Raw genomic sequence first — 15,712 nt, 5'->3', positions numbered from 1 at the left:
GCGAAATCAGCAGCAGGGCATGCATGCTGACCATCGCCGGGTAGTGATCGCGCCCGAACTCCTTGCCGCCGTGCGACATTGACCACCTGGCGTTTCGCCGGGCGATCATCAACTCGACGAGACGTTCGGCGCCGATGGCCAGAATGAAAAGGTAGTAGTACATCGCGTTGCCCCCCGTCACCACTGCAGCAGCAGCAGCTCGAAGCAGAAGCCCGGGCCCATCGCCAGCATCACGCCGAAGGCGCCGTCGCGCGGCGGCTGCGCAACCGTGCGGCGCAGCACGTCCAGCACGGAGACCGACGATACGTTCCCGTTCTCCCGCATGGAGTTTCGACTGTGAGCCAGCGCGTCGGCCGGCAGGCCGAGCGCGTTCTCGATCGATTCGAGGACCTTCGGACCCCCGGGATGACAGACCCACGCCGAGATGTCGGCGACCGTCAGCCCGTGGCCGGCCAGGAACGCGTCGACCTCGTCGCGCAGGTAGTCGTCGGCCATTTTCGGGACCTCGCGCGACATCACCAGCTGGAAACCGCTCGAACCGACGTTCCAGCCCATCACGTCAACGGAATCCGGGATGACCCGGCTGCGGGTCGCCAGAATGTGCGGACCGGTAGCGCTGTCCCCCAACGGAATTCGGTCTCCCCCAGCCACGACGACCTCGGCGGCGCCGTCGCCGAACAGCGAGACGCCGATGAGGGCAGGAATCGAGGTGTCGTCGCGCTGCAAAGTGAGCGAGCACAATTCGACCGACAGCAGCACCGCCACGTGGCCGGGGTAACCGTGCAAGTAGTCGTGCACCCGCGCCATGCCGGCGGCGCCGGCCACGCAGCCGAGCCCGAACAGCGGGACGCGCTTGACGTCGGGCCGCAGCCCGATTCGCGTCATCAGTCGTGCGTCGATGGTGGGCACGGCGATTCCGGTGCTGGAGACCACCACGATGCAGTCGACCTCGTGAGCGGCCACGCCGGCGTCCTCGAGCGCCGAATTGACCGCCCGCTCACCGAGATTGACGGCGACTTCGAGGTAGGCGTCGTTGGCCTCGGTGAATCCGCTCAGGCGCGGATACCGCGCCAGCGGCAGCGCGAGGCTGCGCTGGTCGACGCCGGCGGTCTGGGCGAAGCGCACGAATGCCGGATCGGTGAACTCGGTGAGTTCGCGCGCCACCTCGTCTTGGTTGTAACGGTGCGGCGTGAAAGCCACCGCGGTACCGGCGATCCGGGGAGCGCCGCACCCTCGGCCCGCGTCCCGATGCGCGGAAGTGGAATACGTTGTTGTAGTCATGCCTATGCGGACGACGCCCACCCCGCATATGGTTCACCGGATCGGTGCCGGGGTGAGGTGAACCACAGCGCGACATCGCCCGTTAACCAGGAGACGGTCAGGTTGGCGCGGGCCGGAATCGCGCTTGACCGTCGATGATCGTGACCGGGATGCCGTTGAGCACACCGTTGCCGGAGGGCTCGTCGATGAACGTCGGCGGGGAGAGCACATTGGTGTTCACGCCGGGTGAGTTGTTGGCCACCGACATCCGGGTGCCCGGCTTGCCGTGCCCCCAGCCATGCGGCATCGAGACGACACCGGGCTTGATGGAGTCCGTGACCTCGACGGGCACCGTGATCTCACCGGCCTCCGATTTCACCGTCACGATGTCGCTGTCGGCGATGCCGCACCGGGCCGCGTCGTCGGGATGGATCAGCAACGTGCACCGGTCCTTTCCCTTCATCAGCGCCGGCACGTTGTGTAGCCAGGTGTTGTTCGATCGCAGGTGGCGGCGACTCACCAGGACGAGCGGTTCGGCGGGCCGCTGCATGCGGGCGGCCAGCCGCGGCAGGTCGTCGAGCAGGTATTGCGGGGCGAGACGGATCTTCTTGTCGGAGGTGGCGAGCAGGTCGGGCAGCTGCGGCACCATGGGTCCGAAGTCGATTCCGTTTGGGTTGGCCTTGAGCAGGTCCAGCGTGAGTCCACCCGGATTCTTGCCGTACCGGTCGCCGAACGGCCCCGTTCGCAGGGTGAGGTCCAGCATTCGCTCGGGTCCCCCGTGCTCGTAGAGCTTGCGGATCTGCGCCCCGTCGAGGCCGCGGGTGAAGGCCAGGTAGTCGAAGAAGCCGTCGTCGATCGCCGCGACGTCCACGTCCTCGGCCGGGGTGCCGGTACACAGGCCGGTCAGCCGGATCAAAATCTCCCACTCGTGCGGGCGATCGCCCGGAGCGAACACCGGGGCCGAATAATTCGCGATGCTGTGGATGGCGAAGAGCAGGATCAGATCGTCGTGGTGCGGCTGCTCGAGCGGGGACAGCCCGGGCAGGAGCACGTCGGCGTGCCGCGTCGTCTCGTTCAGCCAAAGATCAACGGAGATCATCGCTTCCAGCATCGGCAGCACTTCGTCGAGCTTGTCGCCGGCGGGGGTGGACAACACCGGATTGCCCGCCACCGTGATCAGCGCCTTGAGTTGCCCATCGCCCGGTGTGGCGATCTCCTCGGCCATGCACGACACCGGTGCCTGACCGAGCACCTCCTTGGCGCCGCGCACCCGGGTGTGCCAGCGACCGAATTCCGGTGCGCCGTCTTCCAATCCGGGCAGCGGTGCGGTGGTGATGGACCAGGCCGCCGGAGCGGGGAACATCGCCCCGCCCGGGGTGTCGAAATGGCCGGTGAGGATGTTGATGACGTCGACCAGCCAGCTGGCGAGGCTGCCGAACTCCTGGTTGCACAGGCCGATTCGGCCGTAGACCACCGATCTCTCCGTACCCGCGAGCTCGCGGGCCAGCCGGCGGATGCGGTCCTCACCGATGCCCGTGACGGCACTGACCCGCTCCGGCGCCCACTCCGCCGCGGCCGCCCGCATGGTGTCGACACCGTCGACATGGGGACCGGGATTGATCAGCCCCTCGTCGAAGAGCGTGTGCGCGACGGCCAGCAACAGCGCCGCGTCGGTTCCGGGCACGATGGGCAGCCACTCGTCGGCGCGCGCGGCGGTCAGGGTGCGCACGGGGTCGATCACAATCACCTTGCCGCGCTTGCGAATCCCATCGATCAGGCCCATCACGTTGGGTGCGGCCAACAGTGAACCCTGCGATGCCGCCGGGTTGGCGCCCATGATCACCAGCAGGTCGGTGCGTTCGATGTCGGGCACCGGGAAGTTCCACCACAGCCCGTACATCAGATGCGACGACAGGTTCTTCGGCCATTGGTCGACCGTCCCCGGCGAATAGGTGACCGGCATGCCCGACATCCCCATCAGCACGCCGGCATAGCGGGCCAGCGAGAACGAGTGCGCCAGCGGGTTGCCGGTGTAGGCGGTCACCGCGCCGATGCCGTACTTCTCGATCACCGGGGTCAGCAACTCGGTGCAACGGCGAAACGCCGCGTCCCAGCTGACTTCCCGCCACTGGCCGTCGACCTTGATCATCGGCGCGCGGATGCGGTCCGGATCGTCGTGCAGCGCCGCAAGCGAGGTGCCCTTTGGGCACAGATGCCCGCGGCTCCACACGTCGTCACGGTTGCCGCGAATGCCGGTGACGTGGCCGTCCTTGACGTCAATCGCCAAGCCGCACATGGCTTCACACAACGGACACGTGCGCAGGTGGGTACCGTCCTCGCCGGGTTTCATCCACCCACTGTATTCCGCTACCGCGGGTAGCGGAAGTGAAGAATGTGCGGGGTCAGGCCGTCCAGGGCCCGATGCCACCGACCCTGTCGATACGGATGTGGGTGAGGTAGCCGGGCGGCGCGTTGTCCGGTGGAAACTTCGCGTTCGGATCACCCAGCACCGGGTTGAGCTCCGTCAGCAGTTCGGGGGCGCCGCCCTCGGTGATCCGGGCGGTGCCCGCGATGGACAGGTAGGGCCGCATCCCCTGCCCCGCAGCGTCCAGCGACACGATCGTCACGGCCACCCGGGGATCCCTGCGCACGTTGCGGACCTTCTTGTGTTCCGAAAGGTGGGCGCTGACGAGTTCGTCACCGTCCGGTGTCGACCGCAGCGCCACCCAGACCACGCTCACCTGGGGGCTGCCATCCGGATTGATCGTGACCAGGGTCGCATCGGCGCCCTTGCCGATGAGGCCGCGCGCGGCATCGTTGAGCTTCATGCGTGGTTATACAGCCAGGCGCGGAATTTCATTCCCAATCGGCTGCTCACACGCGGCGGCCCGGCCACGCCTGTGACCGGGCCACCCTCAGACGTCGCTACTGTTCGGCTTTTTGCCGAGCCTCGTTGATATCGGCGGCCTTGCGGGCGCTCTCGGCCTCGGCCTCTTTCTGGGCCGCCTCACGCTGCGCGTCGGCCTTGTCCTGCTGGGCCTGGCCCTCGCGCCTCAGGTCGTCACGGCCGGCGACCGCGCCGGCGACTTCCTTGACCTTGCCCTTGATGCCCTCGACGATGCCCTCGACGGCCTCCGCGGGACCACTCTTGTCCGACATGCGTTCTCCCTCCATGGCGTGCACGCGCCCGTGTCGTGCAATCGACTCCCTTATTGCCCAACGGGCGGATTCTCGAAACTTCGGCCAGACCGTGCAATACGCCTACGCTGTTGACCCAGAAGGGTCGGCGGGGCGAGGAGTCGTGACGGTGCAGATGTGGGAACTGGTCGCCCGCGAGCGGATTCGGGATACCCTGGCGCGCTACAACTGGTCCGGCGACGCCGGCCGCCTCGACGACCTGGCGGCGACGTTCTGCGCCGACGGCGTCCTCGAGATCCGGGGTTTCGAGCCACTGCACGGGCGGTCGGACATCGCGGCCTTCCTGGGCGGCGTCACGGGCCGGATCGCCGTCGACACCGACGTCAAACCGATTGTGCGCCATAACGTCGCAAACGTGTTGTTCACCGAGGTGACACCCGACCGCGCCCGGGTCGACTGCTACTTCACCGTGGTCACCCACATCGGCCTGGACCACTACGGCCGGTACCGCGACATCCTGGTTCCCGACGGTGGCGCCTGGCTGATCAAGCACCGCAAGGTCTCGACCGACTGGGCGGCTCCCGACTCCGCAATGGCCCGCCGGCCCTAGCGGCACCGCGATCGCTGGCCCCGCGAAACCTGTTGTTCGCGTGACGTTTCCGCGCCACGACCACCGAGAAAGGATCGACCATGGGGACATCCGACACCGACCGGGCCGTGGCCGAACAGCTGGTTCGGCTGAGCATCGGGGCCAGCCTGTTCGGCCACGGCCTGGTCCGGTTGCCGAAGCTGGGCGCGTTTCACGCCCAGCTGATGAGTGAGTTCACGAAGTCGATGCTGCCCGCCGTCGCGGTCTCGGGATGCGGTTACGCGCTGCCGTTCGCGGAGCTGACCATCGGAGCGCTGTTGCTGGCCGGTGTGCTGACCCGGACGGCCGCCATCGCCGGCGCACTGGTGATGGTCGGTCTGGTCCTGGGCGCCACGTCGATCGAGCACTTCAACGTGATCGGCGACCAACTCGTGCACGCGCTCTTTCTCGTCGGCGTGATTGCGTTCCGCGGGCACAACCGCTACTCCGTCGACCACCTGCTCACCGCCCGCCAGTCGACCAGCGCATAATCTCCACGCCCGTCGGCGCGCCGGGCGCCCGCGGTGGCGATTTCGTTAAATGTCTTGACGAAATGTTTGCCCCAAGCCCCTCAACGGCTACAGCTAGAAGTCACACACCAAAAGATTGCGGTCTCCCGATTGAGCGCGCTTGCGGAGCTCCGGGAATGACCGTGGGTCAGGTGACCAGCGGTCATGGCCGCACAACCGAGACGAGCAACGATGCAACGACTCAGCGGATTGGACGCATTCTTTCTGCACCTGGAATCGCCGACGCAGCCTTTGAATGTTTGCTGCGTGCTGGAGTTGGACCCGTCGACGATGCCCGGCGGCTACACCTTTGATCGCTTCAGTGCGGCGCTGCGCGAGCGGCTTGATGCGGTGCCCGAATTCCGCCTCAAGCTGGCCGACAACCAACTGAACCTCGACCACCCCGTGTGGGTCGACGACGACCGGTTCGACACGGCTCGCCACCTGCACCGCGTGGCCCTGCCGTCGCCGGGAGGCCCGAAAGAATTAGCGGACATCTGCGGCCACATCGCGGCCTGCCGCTCGATCGCGACCGGCCGCTGTGGGAGATGTGGGTGATCGAAGGCCTGCACGGCACGGACGCACTGTCCGTCGTCCTCAAGGTCCACCACGCGGTGGTCGACGGCGTGGGCGGCGCCCACCTGCTCTCGCAGTTGTGCAGCGACGTGCCCGACGCCCCGCCGCCGGAACCGGCCGAGCGCGCCGGCGCGGCGAATCCACTACAGATCGCCGCGAGCGGGCTGATCGGGGCGGCGTTGCGGCCGTGGCGGCTGGCCCGAGTCCTGCCGGCCACGGCGCTGACCGTGGCGGAGACGGTGCTGCGCGCCCGCGGCGGCGGCCAGACGATGGCGGCCCCGTTCGCGGCGCCGCCGACCGCGTTCAACGGCTCGTTCACCCGGCGCCGCAACGTGGCGCTGACCAACGTGGACCTCGAGGACGTCAAAACCGTCAAAAACCGGTTCGGGGTCACCGTCAACGACGTCGTGACGGCGCTGTGCGCCGGGGCGTTACGGCAGTACTTCCAAGACCGCGACGCGCTGTCCGACGTCCCCCTGGTCGCGAGCGTGCCGGTGTCGGTGCGCGGCAAGTCCACCCGCACGGGCCGCAACCAGATGACCTGGATGCTCTGCCGCCTCGAAACCCACGTCGACGACCCCGTACAACGGCTGGCGAGCATCGCCGAGGGAAACGCCGCGGCGAAGGACCACTCCGCGGCGCTGGGCCCGACGCTGCTGCACGACTGGACGCAAGTGGCCGGGCAGACCCTGTTCGGTGCGGCCCGACGGCTGCTGCCGCGACTCCCCCTGCCCGAGAACCCGCCGCACAACCTGGTGCTGTCGAACGTCGCCGGCCCGCAAGAACAGCTCTACTTCCTGGGGTGCCGCCTCGACGCGATGTATCCGCTCGGCCCGATCATCGCCGGCGCCGCGCTGAACATCACGGTGATGTCGCTCAACGGCCGGCTGGGCATCGGCATCATCTCCTGCCCGGACCTGGTTCCGGACCTTTGGGACCTCGCCGATGCGTTTCCCGCCGCGCTCAAAGAGCTGCTGAGTTGCGGCGAGCCGGCCTGATCTGCCCGGTCTGATCCGCCCGGTCAGCGGAACCCCGTCCATCCTCGCCGCCGCGGCATGGCAGGGTGACATCCGTGGCAGACACTTCGGAACCGACGAGCGTCGCGGCGCACGACCTGCGCGAAATCAGCACTGACAAGGGCGCTTTGCGCTACTACGACACCGGCGGATCCCATTCGGGGCCGGCGCTGCTGTTCCTGCACGGCTCCGGCCCCGGTGTCACCGGCTGGCGCAACTTCCGCGGCGTGCTGCCCGCCTTCGCCGAGCGGTTCCGCTGCCTGATCCTGGAATTCCCCGGCTTCGGGGTCAGCGACGACTTCGGCGGCCACCCGATGGTCGCCGCCTTCGGCACGGTGGCGCCCTTCCTGGACGCGCTCGGCGTGGACAAGGTGCACATCGTCGGCAACTCGATGGGTGGTGGCGTCGGCATCAACTTCGCGACCCACAATCCGGACCGCGTCGGCCGGCTGGTGACCATCGGCGGGATCGGCACCAACATCTTCAGTCCCAGTCCCAGCGAAGGCATTCGGCTGCTGCAGGAATTCGTCGAGGACCCCACGCGGCAGCGGCTGGTCGACTGGCTCAAGTCGATGGTCTACGACCAGGCGCTGGTCACCGACGAGCTGATCGAGGAACGCTGGCAGCTGGCCACCGACGCGGACACCCTGGCCGCGGCGCGACGCATGTACGGCAAGGCGGCATTCGCCGGGATGAACGCCGCGCTGAACGCCTCCGACCGGCCGCTACCGTGGGCGACGATGCACAAGCTCACCGCGCCCACGCTGCTGACCTGGGGCCGCGACGACAGGGTGAGCCCGCCGGACATGGCGCTGATCCCGATGCGCACCATCCCCAACGCGGAGCTGCACATCTTCCCCAACTCCGGGCACTGGGCCATGATCGAGGCCAAGGCGGCGTTCGAAAGCACCGTGCTGGCTTTTCTTTCGCGCGGCTAGCCAGTTCTTATCGCTGGGTGGCTCCGGCGTCGACGGGCAGGACGATCGCGGTGATGTAACGGGCCTCGTCCGAGGCCAGAAACAGCGCGGCGTTGGCCACGTCCACCGCGTCCACCCAGGGCACCGCGAGCATGTTCATCGAGCGGGCCGCCTCGGCGAATTCCGCGCGGGTGGGTGGCCGGTCCAAGTCGGGCCGGAATGCGGCGCCCACCACGTCATTGTGGATCATGGGCGTGTCGACGTTGGTCGGGCTGATGCAGTTGACCCGAACGTTGTGCGGCGCAAGCTCATTGGCCAGGCTGCGCATCATACCGATCACGCCGTGCTTGGCGGCGGTGTAATGCGCGACGCCGACCAGCCCGCGCAGGCCCGCGATGGAACTCGTCAGGGTCATCGAACCCGCCCCGCGCGCGATCAGGTGCGGCGCGGTCGCGCGGCAGGTGTGCCATACCCCGGTCAGGTTGACGTCGAGCATTGTGCGCCAGGCGTTTTCGTCGAGCTCGACCGCCATGCCGCGGGAGGTGATGCCCGCGGTCGCGCAGACCGCGTCGAGGCCACCGAACCGCTCGGCCCCGCGGTCGGTGGCGGCCTGCACACCGGCGAGGTCTCGCACGTCGACGATCTCGGTGTGCGCGAGCCCGCCGGCATCGCGCACCAGCGACGCCGTGGTGTCGAGGTCGGCGGGGGTGCTGTGCGGGATACGCACGGTGTCGACCGGGCCACACACGTCGAGCGCCACGATGTTCGCACCCTCCTGCGCGAACCGCACCGCCTGCGCGCGGCCGATCCCGCGCGCCGCTCCGGTGACCAGGGCGACCTTGCCGTGCAGTCGCCCGCCGCGCGTGGCGCTCACGTCGTCTTCTGCGTCAGGCCTGCGTCGACCACCAGCTGCGTGCCGGTGACGTAGCGGGCCGCGTCCGAGGCCAAAAACAGCACGGCGTTGGCGATGTCGACGGGCTCGACCCACGGCACCGGCAGCAGGTTGCGCGCCTGCAGCACCTCGGCCGCGTCGGCCGCCGTCGGGTTGTCCAGGTCCGGCCGGAGCCGCCGAAAAGTGGCCTCGTTGAGCACCATTGGGGTGGCCACCGGGCCGGGGTGCACGGTGTTGACCCGGATGCCGCGCGGCCCGAGCTCGTTCGCGAGGGTGCGCGCCAATCCCACCACCGCGTGCTTGCTGGCGGTGTAGTGGGCGGTGTTGGGCAGGCCGCGCAGGCCGCTGGTGGAGCTGATGACGACCACCGAGCCGCCGCGATCACCCAGGTGCGGCACGCTCGCCCGGACGGTATGCCACACGCCGGTGAGGTTGATGTCGAGCGTGCGCTGCCAGACCTGGGGGTCCAGTTCCCACGACGGTGCGCCGGGCAGGTGGACCCCGGCGTTGGCGACGACGACGTCGAGCCGGCCCAACGCGGCCACGCCGGCGTCGATGGCGGCCGTCATCGCTTCGAGCTCGCTGACGTCGGCCAGGCCGGTTACGCACCGCCGGCCGCGGTCGTCGACTCGGCTTGCCGTAGCGCGCAACTCGTCGGCCGCCGCGGGCGCGTCGAGCGCGATCACGTCGGCACCCTCGTCGGCGAACCGCTCACAGTGCACCCGGCCGGTCCCCTTGGCCGCACCGGTGACCACCACAACCTTGTCCAGCAACCCCGTCATCGTTCGATTAGATCGAAGCCGCGATAGCCGGCGCCGGCGACCTCGGCGCAGATGTCGTTGTATGTCGCGAAGCCCCCGGTGAACAGCATGAAGCCGCGCGGCTTTCCCGGCACGTTGGCGCCCATGTACCAGGAGTTGGCCTTGGTGAACAGCGTGGTCTCGGCCCGGCGGGCGCATTCGGCGCCCCACTCGTCCACGCTGTCCACGGTGGCTTCCAGCGCGGCGTAACCGTGCCGGTCCAGGTGGGTGATGGCCTCGGCGATCCAGTTCACCTGGGCCTCGGCGTGCAGCACCATGTTCGCCAGCACGGCGGGTGCCCCCGGACCCGAGACCAAAAACAGGTTGGGGAAGCCGTCGACGCCCAGCCCCAGATAGGTGCGGGGTCCGTGCGCCCAATCGTCTCGCAGGGCGGTGCCGCGCCGGCCGACGATGTCGATCTTGCCCAGCGCCCCGGTCATCGCGTCGAAACCCGTTGCCAGCACGACCATGTCGACGTCGTAATGGGCTTCGGTGTTATCGGCCCCGGCGGTGTTGATGCCGGTGGCGTCGACGGATTCGATCGGGGTGGCCCGGACACTGATCAGCGACACGTTCGCCCGGTTGAAGGTCTGAAAATAGTTGCTGTCGGTGCAGATTCGTTTGGTGCCGATCGGGTGGTCGGTGGGAATCAGCAGGTCGGCGACCGCCGGATCGTCGATGACGGCCCGGACCTTCTCCTCGTAGAACCTGCGGGCCTCGTCGTTGGCCTCCAGGTCGGTCAGCTGGTCCGGGAACGTCTTGGAGAACAGCACGCCGCCTTGCTGCCAACGCTTTTCGAACGCCGCACGCCGCTCCTCGGCGGTGAACTGCATCGTCGGCCTGGGGGCGGTGATATGCGGCGAGCCACCGCCGCTGCGCCACGACAGCGCACGCCGCTGCGCGTAACCGGCCTTGATCTCGTCGAGCTCGGCGGCGGACAGGGGCCTGTTGCCGGCCGGGACGCTGTAGTTGGGGGTGCGCTGGAAGACGTAGAGGTGGGCGGCGGACTCGGCGATGACCGGAATCGACTGAATGCCGGAGGATCCCGTGCCGATGACCGCCACCCGTTTGCCGGTGAAGTCGACGGGCCGGTGCGGCCACCGCGCGGTGTGGTAAAGCTCGCCGGCGAAGGTGTCCAGGTCGGGGAAGTCCGGGGTCAGCGCGGCCGACAGCGGACCCGTCGCCATCACCACGAACCGCGCCGAAAAGCATTGTCCCGCATCGGTGGTGACCGTCCAGCGCAACGCCGCCTCGTCGAGGTGCGCCGACACCACGCGGGTGCGCAACGCGATGTCGCGGCGCAGGTCGAGCTTGTCGGCGACCCAGTTCAGGTACGCCAGGATCTCGGCCTGGGTGGCATACCGTTCGGTCCAGTTCCACTCCTGCTGGAGTTCGTCGGAGAACGAGTAGCAGTAGTCGACGCTCTCGACGTCGCAACGCGCTCCCGGATACCGGTTGTGGTACCAGGTGCCGCCCAGTTCGGGCGCGGCCTCCAGCACCCGCACCGACAGGCCCTGCCCGCGCAGTTTGTGCAGCGCGTACAGGCCGGCGAACCCCGCGCCAACCACGACGACGTCGAGGGACTGCGCGCCGGAATCATTCACAACGAGTCACCGTAGGGCCTCGGCCGGCGCGGCCCGCGCGGCCTCCCGGTCACCGGACGCTTGCGGCGAGTTTTCCCGGCCACCGGGCGTGGGTGGCCGGCGGCGAGGTTCGCGTCGAATTCCGACGCCCGTGGTGTCCGCTCATCGGGATTTCCTTTGGGACGGGCCTCGACTGCGGTAGACCATTACTTAGCCCCCACACGTGCTTAGCCCACACACGTAAGGACAACGATATGAGCGAGCGGGTACTCGACCGGGTAGTGGCCATGGCGGACCAGTTGCGCGACCAGGCCGCCGAAGCCGAACGCATCGGGCGGCTCACCGACGACACCGTCAAGCTGATGAAGGGCGCCGGCCTGATCCGGCTGCTGCAGACCAAGCAATATCAGGGCTTCGAGGTGCACCCGCGCGAGTTCGCCGAGACGACGATGGCCACCGCGGCACTGGATCCGGCGGCCGGCTGGATCGTGGGCGTCGTCGGCGTGCACCCCTACCAGTTGGCGTACGCGGACCCGAAAGTCGCCGCCGAGATCTGGGCCGACGACGTCGACACCTGGATGGCCTCCCCCTACGCGCCGCAGGGCGTGGCCAAACCCGTCGACGGCGGTTACGTCTTCAACGGGCGCTGGCAGTTCAGCTCGGGCACCGACCACTGCGACTGGATCATCCTGGGGGCAATGCTCGGCGACGAGAAGGGCATCCCGCTGATGCCACCGCAGATGCTGCACATGATCTTGCCCCGCAAGGACTACGAGATAGTCGACGATTCGTGGAACGTGGTGGGGCTGCGCGGGACCGGCTCCAAGGACGTCATCGTCAAGGACGCGTTTGTGCCCAGCTACCGGACCATGGACGCGACCAAGGTGATGGACGGCACCGCCCAGCGCGAGGCCGGCATGACCGAACCCCTCTACCTGATGCCGTGGTCGACGATGTTCCCGCTGGGCATCTCCGCGGCCACCATCGGGATCGCGGAGGGTGCACTCGCCGCGCATCTGGATTATCAGCGCGAACGGGTCGGCGCCACCGGCACCGCAATCAAGGACGACCCCTACGTCATGCACGCCATCGGCGAGGCGGCCGCCGACATCAACGCGGCGCGTCAGGAGCTGCTGGCCAACGCCGACCGCATCTACGACATGGTCGCGGCCGGCAAGGAGGTGTCCTTCGCCGATCGGGCGGCCGGGCGCCGCACGCAGGTGCGCGCGGTGTGGCGTGCGGTGTCGGCGGTCGACGAGATCTTCGCCCGCTCGGGCGGCAACGCGGCGCGGATGGACAAGCCGCTGCAACGATATTGGCGTGACGTGCACGTCGGCCAGATGCACGCCATCCATGTCCCGGGCACCACCTATCACGCGGCGGCGCTGAGCTCGATCGGCATCGACCCGCCCGAGGGTCCGCTGCGGGCCCTGATCTAGGAGCATTAGTGAGCGACCTGAAAAGCCTTGGCTACATCACCATTTCGACCAATGACATCGACCGCTGGCGGCAGTTCGCCTTCGGCGTGCTGGGGTTCGCCGAAGGTAAGGGCCCCGATCCTTCGGCGCTGTACCTGCGGATGGACGAGCGGGCGGCCCGGCTCATCGTGGTGCCCGGTGAGACCGACCGGGTGCTGACCGTCGGCTGGGAAGTGCGCGACCACCCGGCCCTGCAGCGCGTGCAGGCCACCCTCGACGGCGCAGGCGTCGCGTACAAGCAGCTGTCCCCCGACGACGCCGAGGCGCGCCGGGTCGAAGAGGTGATCACCTTCGAAGATCCCGCCGGCACCACGCTGGAGGTGTTCCACGGCGCGGTGCTCGACCACAGCCCGGTCGTCACGCCGTTCGGCGCGAAGTTCGTTACCGGTGATCAGGGCATGGGCCACGTGGTGGTGCCGGCCACCGACCCCAACGGGCTGTTCGACTTCTACACCGAGGTCCTCGGGTTCCGGGCCCGTGGCGCGTTCCGGGTGCCGTTGCCCAAAGAGTTTGGGCCCGTGCGGGTTCGGTTCCTCGGCATCAACGAGCGACACCACAGCCTGGCGATCGTGCCGGCCGCACACCAGCGCGACCCGCGCCTGGTCCACATCATGGTGGAGGTCGACACCCTCGACGCCGTCGGGCAGGCGCTGGACCGGGTCAACGCCGAGGGATTCCAGCTGTCGTCCACCCTGGGGCGACACACCAACGACAAGATGGTCTCGTTCTACGTCCGCGCACCCGGTGACTGGGACATCGAATTCGGCACCGACGGGATGCGGGTCGACGAAACCTATTACACCGCAGAGGAAATCACCGCCGACAGCTACTGGGGCCACCAGTGGGTCGGCGAAATGCCCGCGGCCATGCGGCTGTGACGCCCGACTCCGACGTGACGCCGGTCGCGGCGTCGAAGATCACCTCGTGGGACGCCGAGGCCGACGTCGTCATCGCCGGCTACGGGGTCGCCGGTGCGGCCGCGGCGGTGGAAGCGGCCCGGTCCGGCGCCGACGTCCTGGTGCTCGAGCGCACCGGCTCCTGGGGCGGGGCGGCGTCGATGGCCGGCGGCTTCATCTATCTCGGCGGCGGTACCCCGATCCAAACGGCTTGCGGTTTCCCCGATTCCGTCGACAACATGGCGGCATTCCTCAACGTCGCGATGGGCCCCGGCGCCGACGAGAACAGGATCGCCGACTACTGCGCGGGCAGCGTCGCCCACTTCGACTGGCTGGTCGGCTGCGGCGTGCCGTTCAAGGCGGAATTCTTCTCCGAGCCCGGCTGGGAACCGATGGGCGATCAGGGGCTGATGTACAGCGGCGGCGAAAATTCCTTTCCCTTCAACACCATCGCCACCCCCGCGCCGCGCGGGCACGTCCCGCAGATGCAGAACAAGAAGCAGGGCGAGGCCAGCGCCGGCTACATGCTGATGAAGCCCCTCGTCGAAACCGCCACTGCCGCAAGCGCACGCGCGCTGTACGACGTGCGGGTGCAGCGGCTGATCACCGAGTCCGACGGCCGAGTGGTCGGCATCCGGGCCCGCCGGTATGGCACCGAGATGAGCATCCGGGCGCGCAACGGCGTGGTGCTCGCGACGGGCAGCTTCGCCTACAACGACGCGATGGTGGCGCGCTACGCGCCGCGGATCGCCGGGCGCCCGGCTGCCTCGATCGAGCAGCATGACGGGCAGGCGATCCGGATGGCGCAGGCACTCGGCGCCGACCTGGCGCACATGGACGCCACCGAGGTCGCGATTTTCATCGACCCGCAGCAGCTGGTGCGCGGAATCCTGGTCAACGGACGGGGCCAGCGCTACGTCGCCGAGGACACCTACCCGGGCCGGATCGGCCAGCTCACCCTCTATCAGCAGGACAACGTCGCCTATCTCATCATCGACGGCGACGCGCAGGAGGAGGCGATGGCCTCGTGGTCGCCGAAGTTCATGCTGCGCCCGGCGACCTGGGTGGCCGACACCGTCGCCGACCTGGAATCCGAAATGGGGCTACCGCCGGGGACGCTGCAGGCGACCGTGGCCGCCTACAACGCGGGCGCCGCGCGCGGCGAGGATCCGCTGCTGCACAAGAAGCCGGAGTGGATCAAGCCGATCGGCTCCCCCGTCGGCGCGGTCGATCTGCGGGAGAACACCGGCGGTTTCACGCTGGGCGGGCTGGCCACCACGCTGGACGCCGAGGTGCTCCATGTCAGCGGCGCGCCCATCCCGGGCCTCTTCGCCGCCGGCCGGTGCACGGCCGGGCTGGCCGCCTGGGGCTACGCCAGCGGCGTCTCGCTGGGTGACGGCAGCTTCTACGGCCGGCGCGCCGGGCGCTCGGCCGCCAAAGGCTGAGTCTTCTGCGCCTGGCGGGCCGCGCGCTCGATACGTCCATGCAGCGCAGCCCAATACGGGCCGTCGACGTCGGGAAGGCCGGAGCGGCCCGGCTGTGACCCGGCTTGGTTGTCGACGAGTTCGCGAACGATGTCAGCGTGGCCCGCGTGGCGGGCGGTCTCGGCGAGCATGTGCACGAGGATTCGCCCGAGCGTCACCGAGCGCCGGTCTTCGGGCCAGCCGGGCGCGACACCGGGATGCTCGAGGTCAAGGGCCGCAATGGTGCGATCGGAGTGCGCGCACGCCCGCCGGTACAGATCGACGATGTCACCCCGGCTCTCGTCGGGCGCCGCCCACATGTCGACCGTGGGCTCCGCCGGGCGGCTCAGCCACAGCGGAGGACGCGGGAAAGGCCGGGCGAACACATCGCCGAAATAGCCGATCTCGCAGCCGGTCAGGTGCTTGACCAAGCCCAGCAGGTTGGTGCCGTGCGGGGTCATCGGTCTGCGGACGTCGTATTCGGACAGTCCATCGAGCTTCCAGACCACCGCCGCACGCGCGTCGCGCAGCTGTCGATGCAAGTCATCCTTGAGAC

14 protein-coding genes and 2 pseudogenes are annotated in these 15,712 nt (G+C 68.6%); 7 read left to right on the top strand and 9 right to left on the bottom strand.

Features of this window, described 5'->3' with window-relative positions; all coding sequences use genetic code 11:
- The 5 genes and pseudogenes from A9W96_RS19645 to A9W96_RS19625 all read right to left on the bottom strand — a co-directional run.
- Positions 1 to 181, bottom strand: a pseudogene (locus tag A9W96_RS19645) (hypothetical protein); the annotation flags it as partial.
- On the bottom strand, positions 178 to 1,281 hold the full coding sequence (locus A9W96_RS19640; protein WP_082972493.1) for a 3-oxoacyl-[acyl-carrier-protein] synthase III C-terminal domain-containing protein: 1,104 nt from the start codon (positions 1,279 to 1,281) through the stop codon (positions 178 to 180). The gene A9W96_RS19640 and the pseudogene A9W96_RS19645, both read right to left, overlap by 4 nt.
- A 97-nt stretch (positions 1,282 to 1,378) precedes the next feature.
- Positions 1,379 to 3,610, bottom strand: coding sequence for a molybdopterin-dependent oxidoreductase (locus tag A9W96_RS19635; RefSeq protein ID WP_067142271.1), 2,232 nt, complete (start codon positions 3,608 to 3,610; stop codon positions 1,379 to 1,381).
- Between the two features lie 52 nt (positions 3,611 to 3,662).
- The gene (locus A9W96_RS19630) at positions 3,663 to 4,088 is read right to left on the bottom strand and encodes a PPOX class F420-dependent oxidoreductase (RefSeq protein ID WP_066866456.1); all 426 of its coding nucleotides are present in this window, start codon (positions 4,086 to 4,088) and stop codon (positions 3,663 to 3,665) included.
- A gap of 97 nt (positions 4,089 to 4,185) precedes the next feature.
- Positions 4,186 to 4,419: a general stress protein CsbD gene (locus tag A9W96_RS19625; protein ID WP_066866528.1), complete on the bottom strand. Its 234-nt coding sequence runs from the start codon at positions 4,417 to 4,419 to the stop codon at positions 4,186 to 4,188.
- A gap of 148 nt (positions 4,420 to 4,567) precedes the next feature.
- On the opposite strand from A9W96_RS19625, the gene A9W96_RS19620 reads away from it, so the two are divergent.
- The 4 genes and pseudogenes from A9W96_RS19620 (at position 4,568) to A9W96_RS19605 (ending at position 8,065) form a co-directional block, all read left to right on the top strand.
- Entirely contained in the window at positions 4,568 to 5,008 is a 441-nt protein-coding gene (locus A9W96_RS19620) for a nuclear transport factor 2 family protein (RefSeq protein WP_066866527.1), read from the top strand.
- 80 nt (positions 5,009 to 5,088) lie between these two features.
- Complete coding sequence (locus A9W96_RS19615; protein ID WP_067142269.1) at positions 5,089 to 5,517, top strand: DoxX family protein; 429 nt, start codon at positions 5,089 to 5,091, stop codon at positions 5,515 to 5,517.
- A 210-nt stretch (positions 5,518 to 5,727) separates the two neighbouring features.
- A pseudogene (locus A9W96_RS19610) lies at positions 5,728 to 7,109 on the top strand (wax ester/triacylglycerol synthase family O-acyltransferase).
- A gap of 74 nt (positions 7,110 to 7,183) precedes the next feature.
- Positions 7,184 to 8,065: an alpha/beta fold hydrolase gene (locus A9W96_RS19605; RefSeq protein WP_067142266.1), complete on the top strand. Its 882-nt coding sequence runs from the start codon at positions 7,184 to 7,186 to the stop codon at positions 8,063 to 8,065.
- 7 nt (positions 8,066 to 8,072) lie between these two features.
- Here A9W96_RS19605 and A9W96_RS19600 read toward each other — a convergent pair whose 3' ends face one another.
- The 3 genes from A9W96_RS19600 to A9W96_RS19590 are packed head-to-tail and all read right to left on the bottom strand — an operon-like array spanning position 8,073 to position 11,340.
- The gene (locus A9W96_RS19600) at positions 8,073 to 8,918 is read right to left on the bottom strand and encodes a mycofactocin-coupled SDR family oxidoreductase (protein ID WP_066869801.1); all 846 of its coding nucleotides are present in this window, start codon (positions 8,916 to 8,918) and stop codon (positions 8,073 to 8,075) included.
- Positions 8,915 to 9,718, bottom strand: a complete 804-nt coding sequence (locus tag A9W96_RS19595; protein ID WP_066869804.1) for a mycofactocin-coupled SDR family oxidoreductase — start codon at positions 9,716 to 9,718, stop codon at positions 8,915 to 8,917. The genes A9W96_RS19600 and A9W96_RS19595 overlap by 4 nt, the downstream gene beginning before the upstream one ends.
- Entirely contained in the window at positions 9,715 to 11,340 is a 1,626-nt protein-coding gene (locus A9W96_RS19590; RefSeq protein ID WP_067142262.1) for an NAD(P)/FAD-dependent oxidoreductase, read from the bottom strand. Before A9W96_RS19590 ends, A9W96_RS19595 begins: the two co-directional genes overlap by 4 nt.
- A 233-nt stretch (positions 11,341 to 11,573) precedes the next feature.
- Here A9W96_RS19590 and A9W96_RS19585 point away from each other — a divergent pair, with 233 nt between their 5' ends.
- The 3 genes from A9W96_RS19585 to A9W96_RS19575 are packed head-to-tail and all read left to right on the top strand — an operon-like array spanning position 11,574 to position 15,138.
- Positions 11,574 to 12,758, top strand: a complete 1,185-nt coding sequence (locus A9W96_RS19585; protein ID WP_066869810.1) for an acyl-CoA dehydrogenase family protein — start codon at positions 11,574 to 11,576, stop codon at positions 12,756 to 12,758.
- Positions 12,759 to 12,766: 8 nt separating this feature from the next.
- A complete protein-coding gene (bphC, locus tag A9W96_RS19580; RefSeq protein WP_066869813.1) occupies positions 12,767 to 13,675 on the top strand; it encodes a biphenyl-2,3-diol 1,2-dioxygenase in 909 nt (302 codons plus the stop codon).
- On the top strand, positions 13,672 to 15,138 hold the full coding sequence (locus tag A9W96_RS19575) for an FAD-dependent oxidoreductase (RefSeq protein WP_067142259.1): 1,467 nt from the start codon (positions 13,672 to 13,674) through the stop codon (positions 15,136 to 15,138). The genes bphC and A9W96_RS19575 overlap by 4 nt, the downstream gene beginning before the upstream one ends.
- Here the strand turns inward: A9W96_RS19575 and A9W96_RS19570 are convergent.
- A complete protein-coding gene (locus A9W96_RS19570) occupies positions 15,099 to 15,698 on the bottom strand; it encodes a DinB family protein (protein ID WP_231999747.1) in 600 nt (199 codons plus the stop codon). The genes A9W96_RS19575 and A9W96_RS19570 overlap by 40 nt on opposite strands.
- Positions 15,699 to 15,712: the final 14 nt, after the last annotated feature.

Source organism: Mycobacterium sp. 1245852.3 (genome assembly GCF_001669335.1).
Lineage (GTDB): Bacteria > Actinomycetota > Actinomycetes > Mycobacteriales > Mycobacteriaceae > Mycobacterium > Mycobacterium europaeum_A.
This window is presented reverse-complemented; position numbering and strand designations above follow the sequence as displayed.

Coding starts and splice junctions, on each gene's coding strand:
- A9W96_RS19625 (WP_066866528.1), bottom strand. CDS start 4,419: ATGTCGGACAAGAGTGGTCCCGCGGAGGCCGTCGAGGGCATCGTCGAG.
- A9W96_RS19585 (WP_066869810.1), top strand. CDS start 11,574: ATGAGCGAGCGGGTACTCGACCGGGTAGTGGCCATGGCGGACCAGTTG.
- A9W96_RS19640 (WP_082972493.1), bottom strand. CDS start 1,281: ATGACTACAACAACGTATTCCACTTCCGCGCATCGGGACGCGGGCCGA.
- A9W96_RS19595 (WP_066869804.1), bottom strand. CDS start 9,718: ATGACGGGGTTGCTGGACAAGGTTGTGGTGGTCACCGGTGCGGCCAAG.
- A9W96_RS19615 (WP_067142269.1), top strand. CDS start 5,089: ATGGGGACATCCGACACCGACCGGGCCGTGGCCGAACAGCTGGTTCGG.
- A9W96_RS19635 (WP_067142271.1), bottom strand. CDS start 3,610: ATGAAACCCGGCGAGGACGGTACCCACCTGCGCACGTGTCCGTTGTGT.
- A9W96_RS19630 (WP_066866456.1), bottom strand. CDS start 4,088: ATGAAGCTCAACGATGCCGCGCGCGGCCTCATCGGCAAGGGCGCCGAT.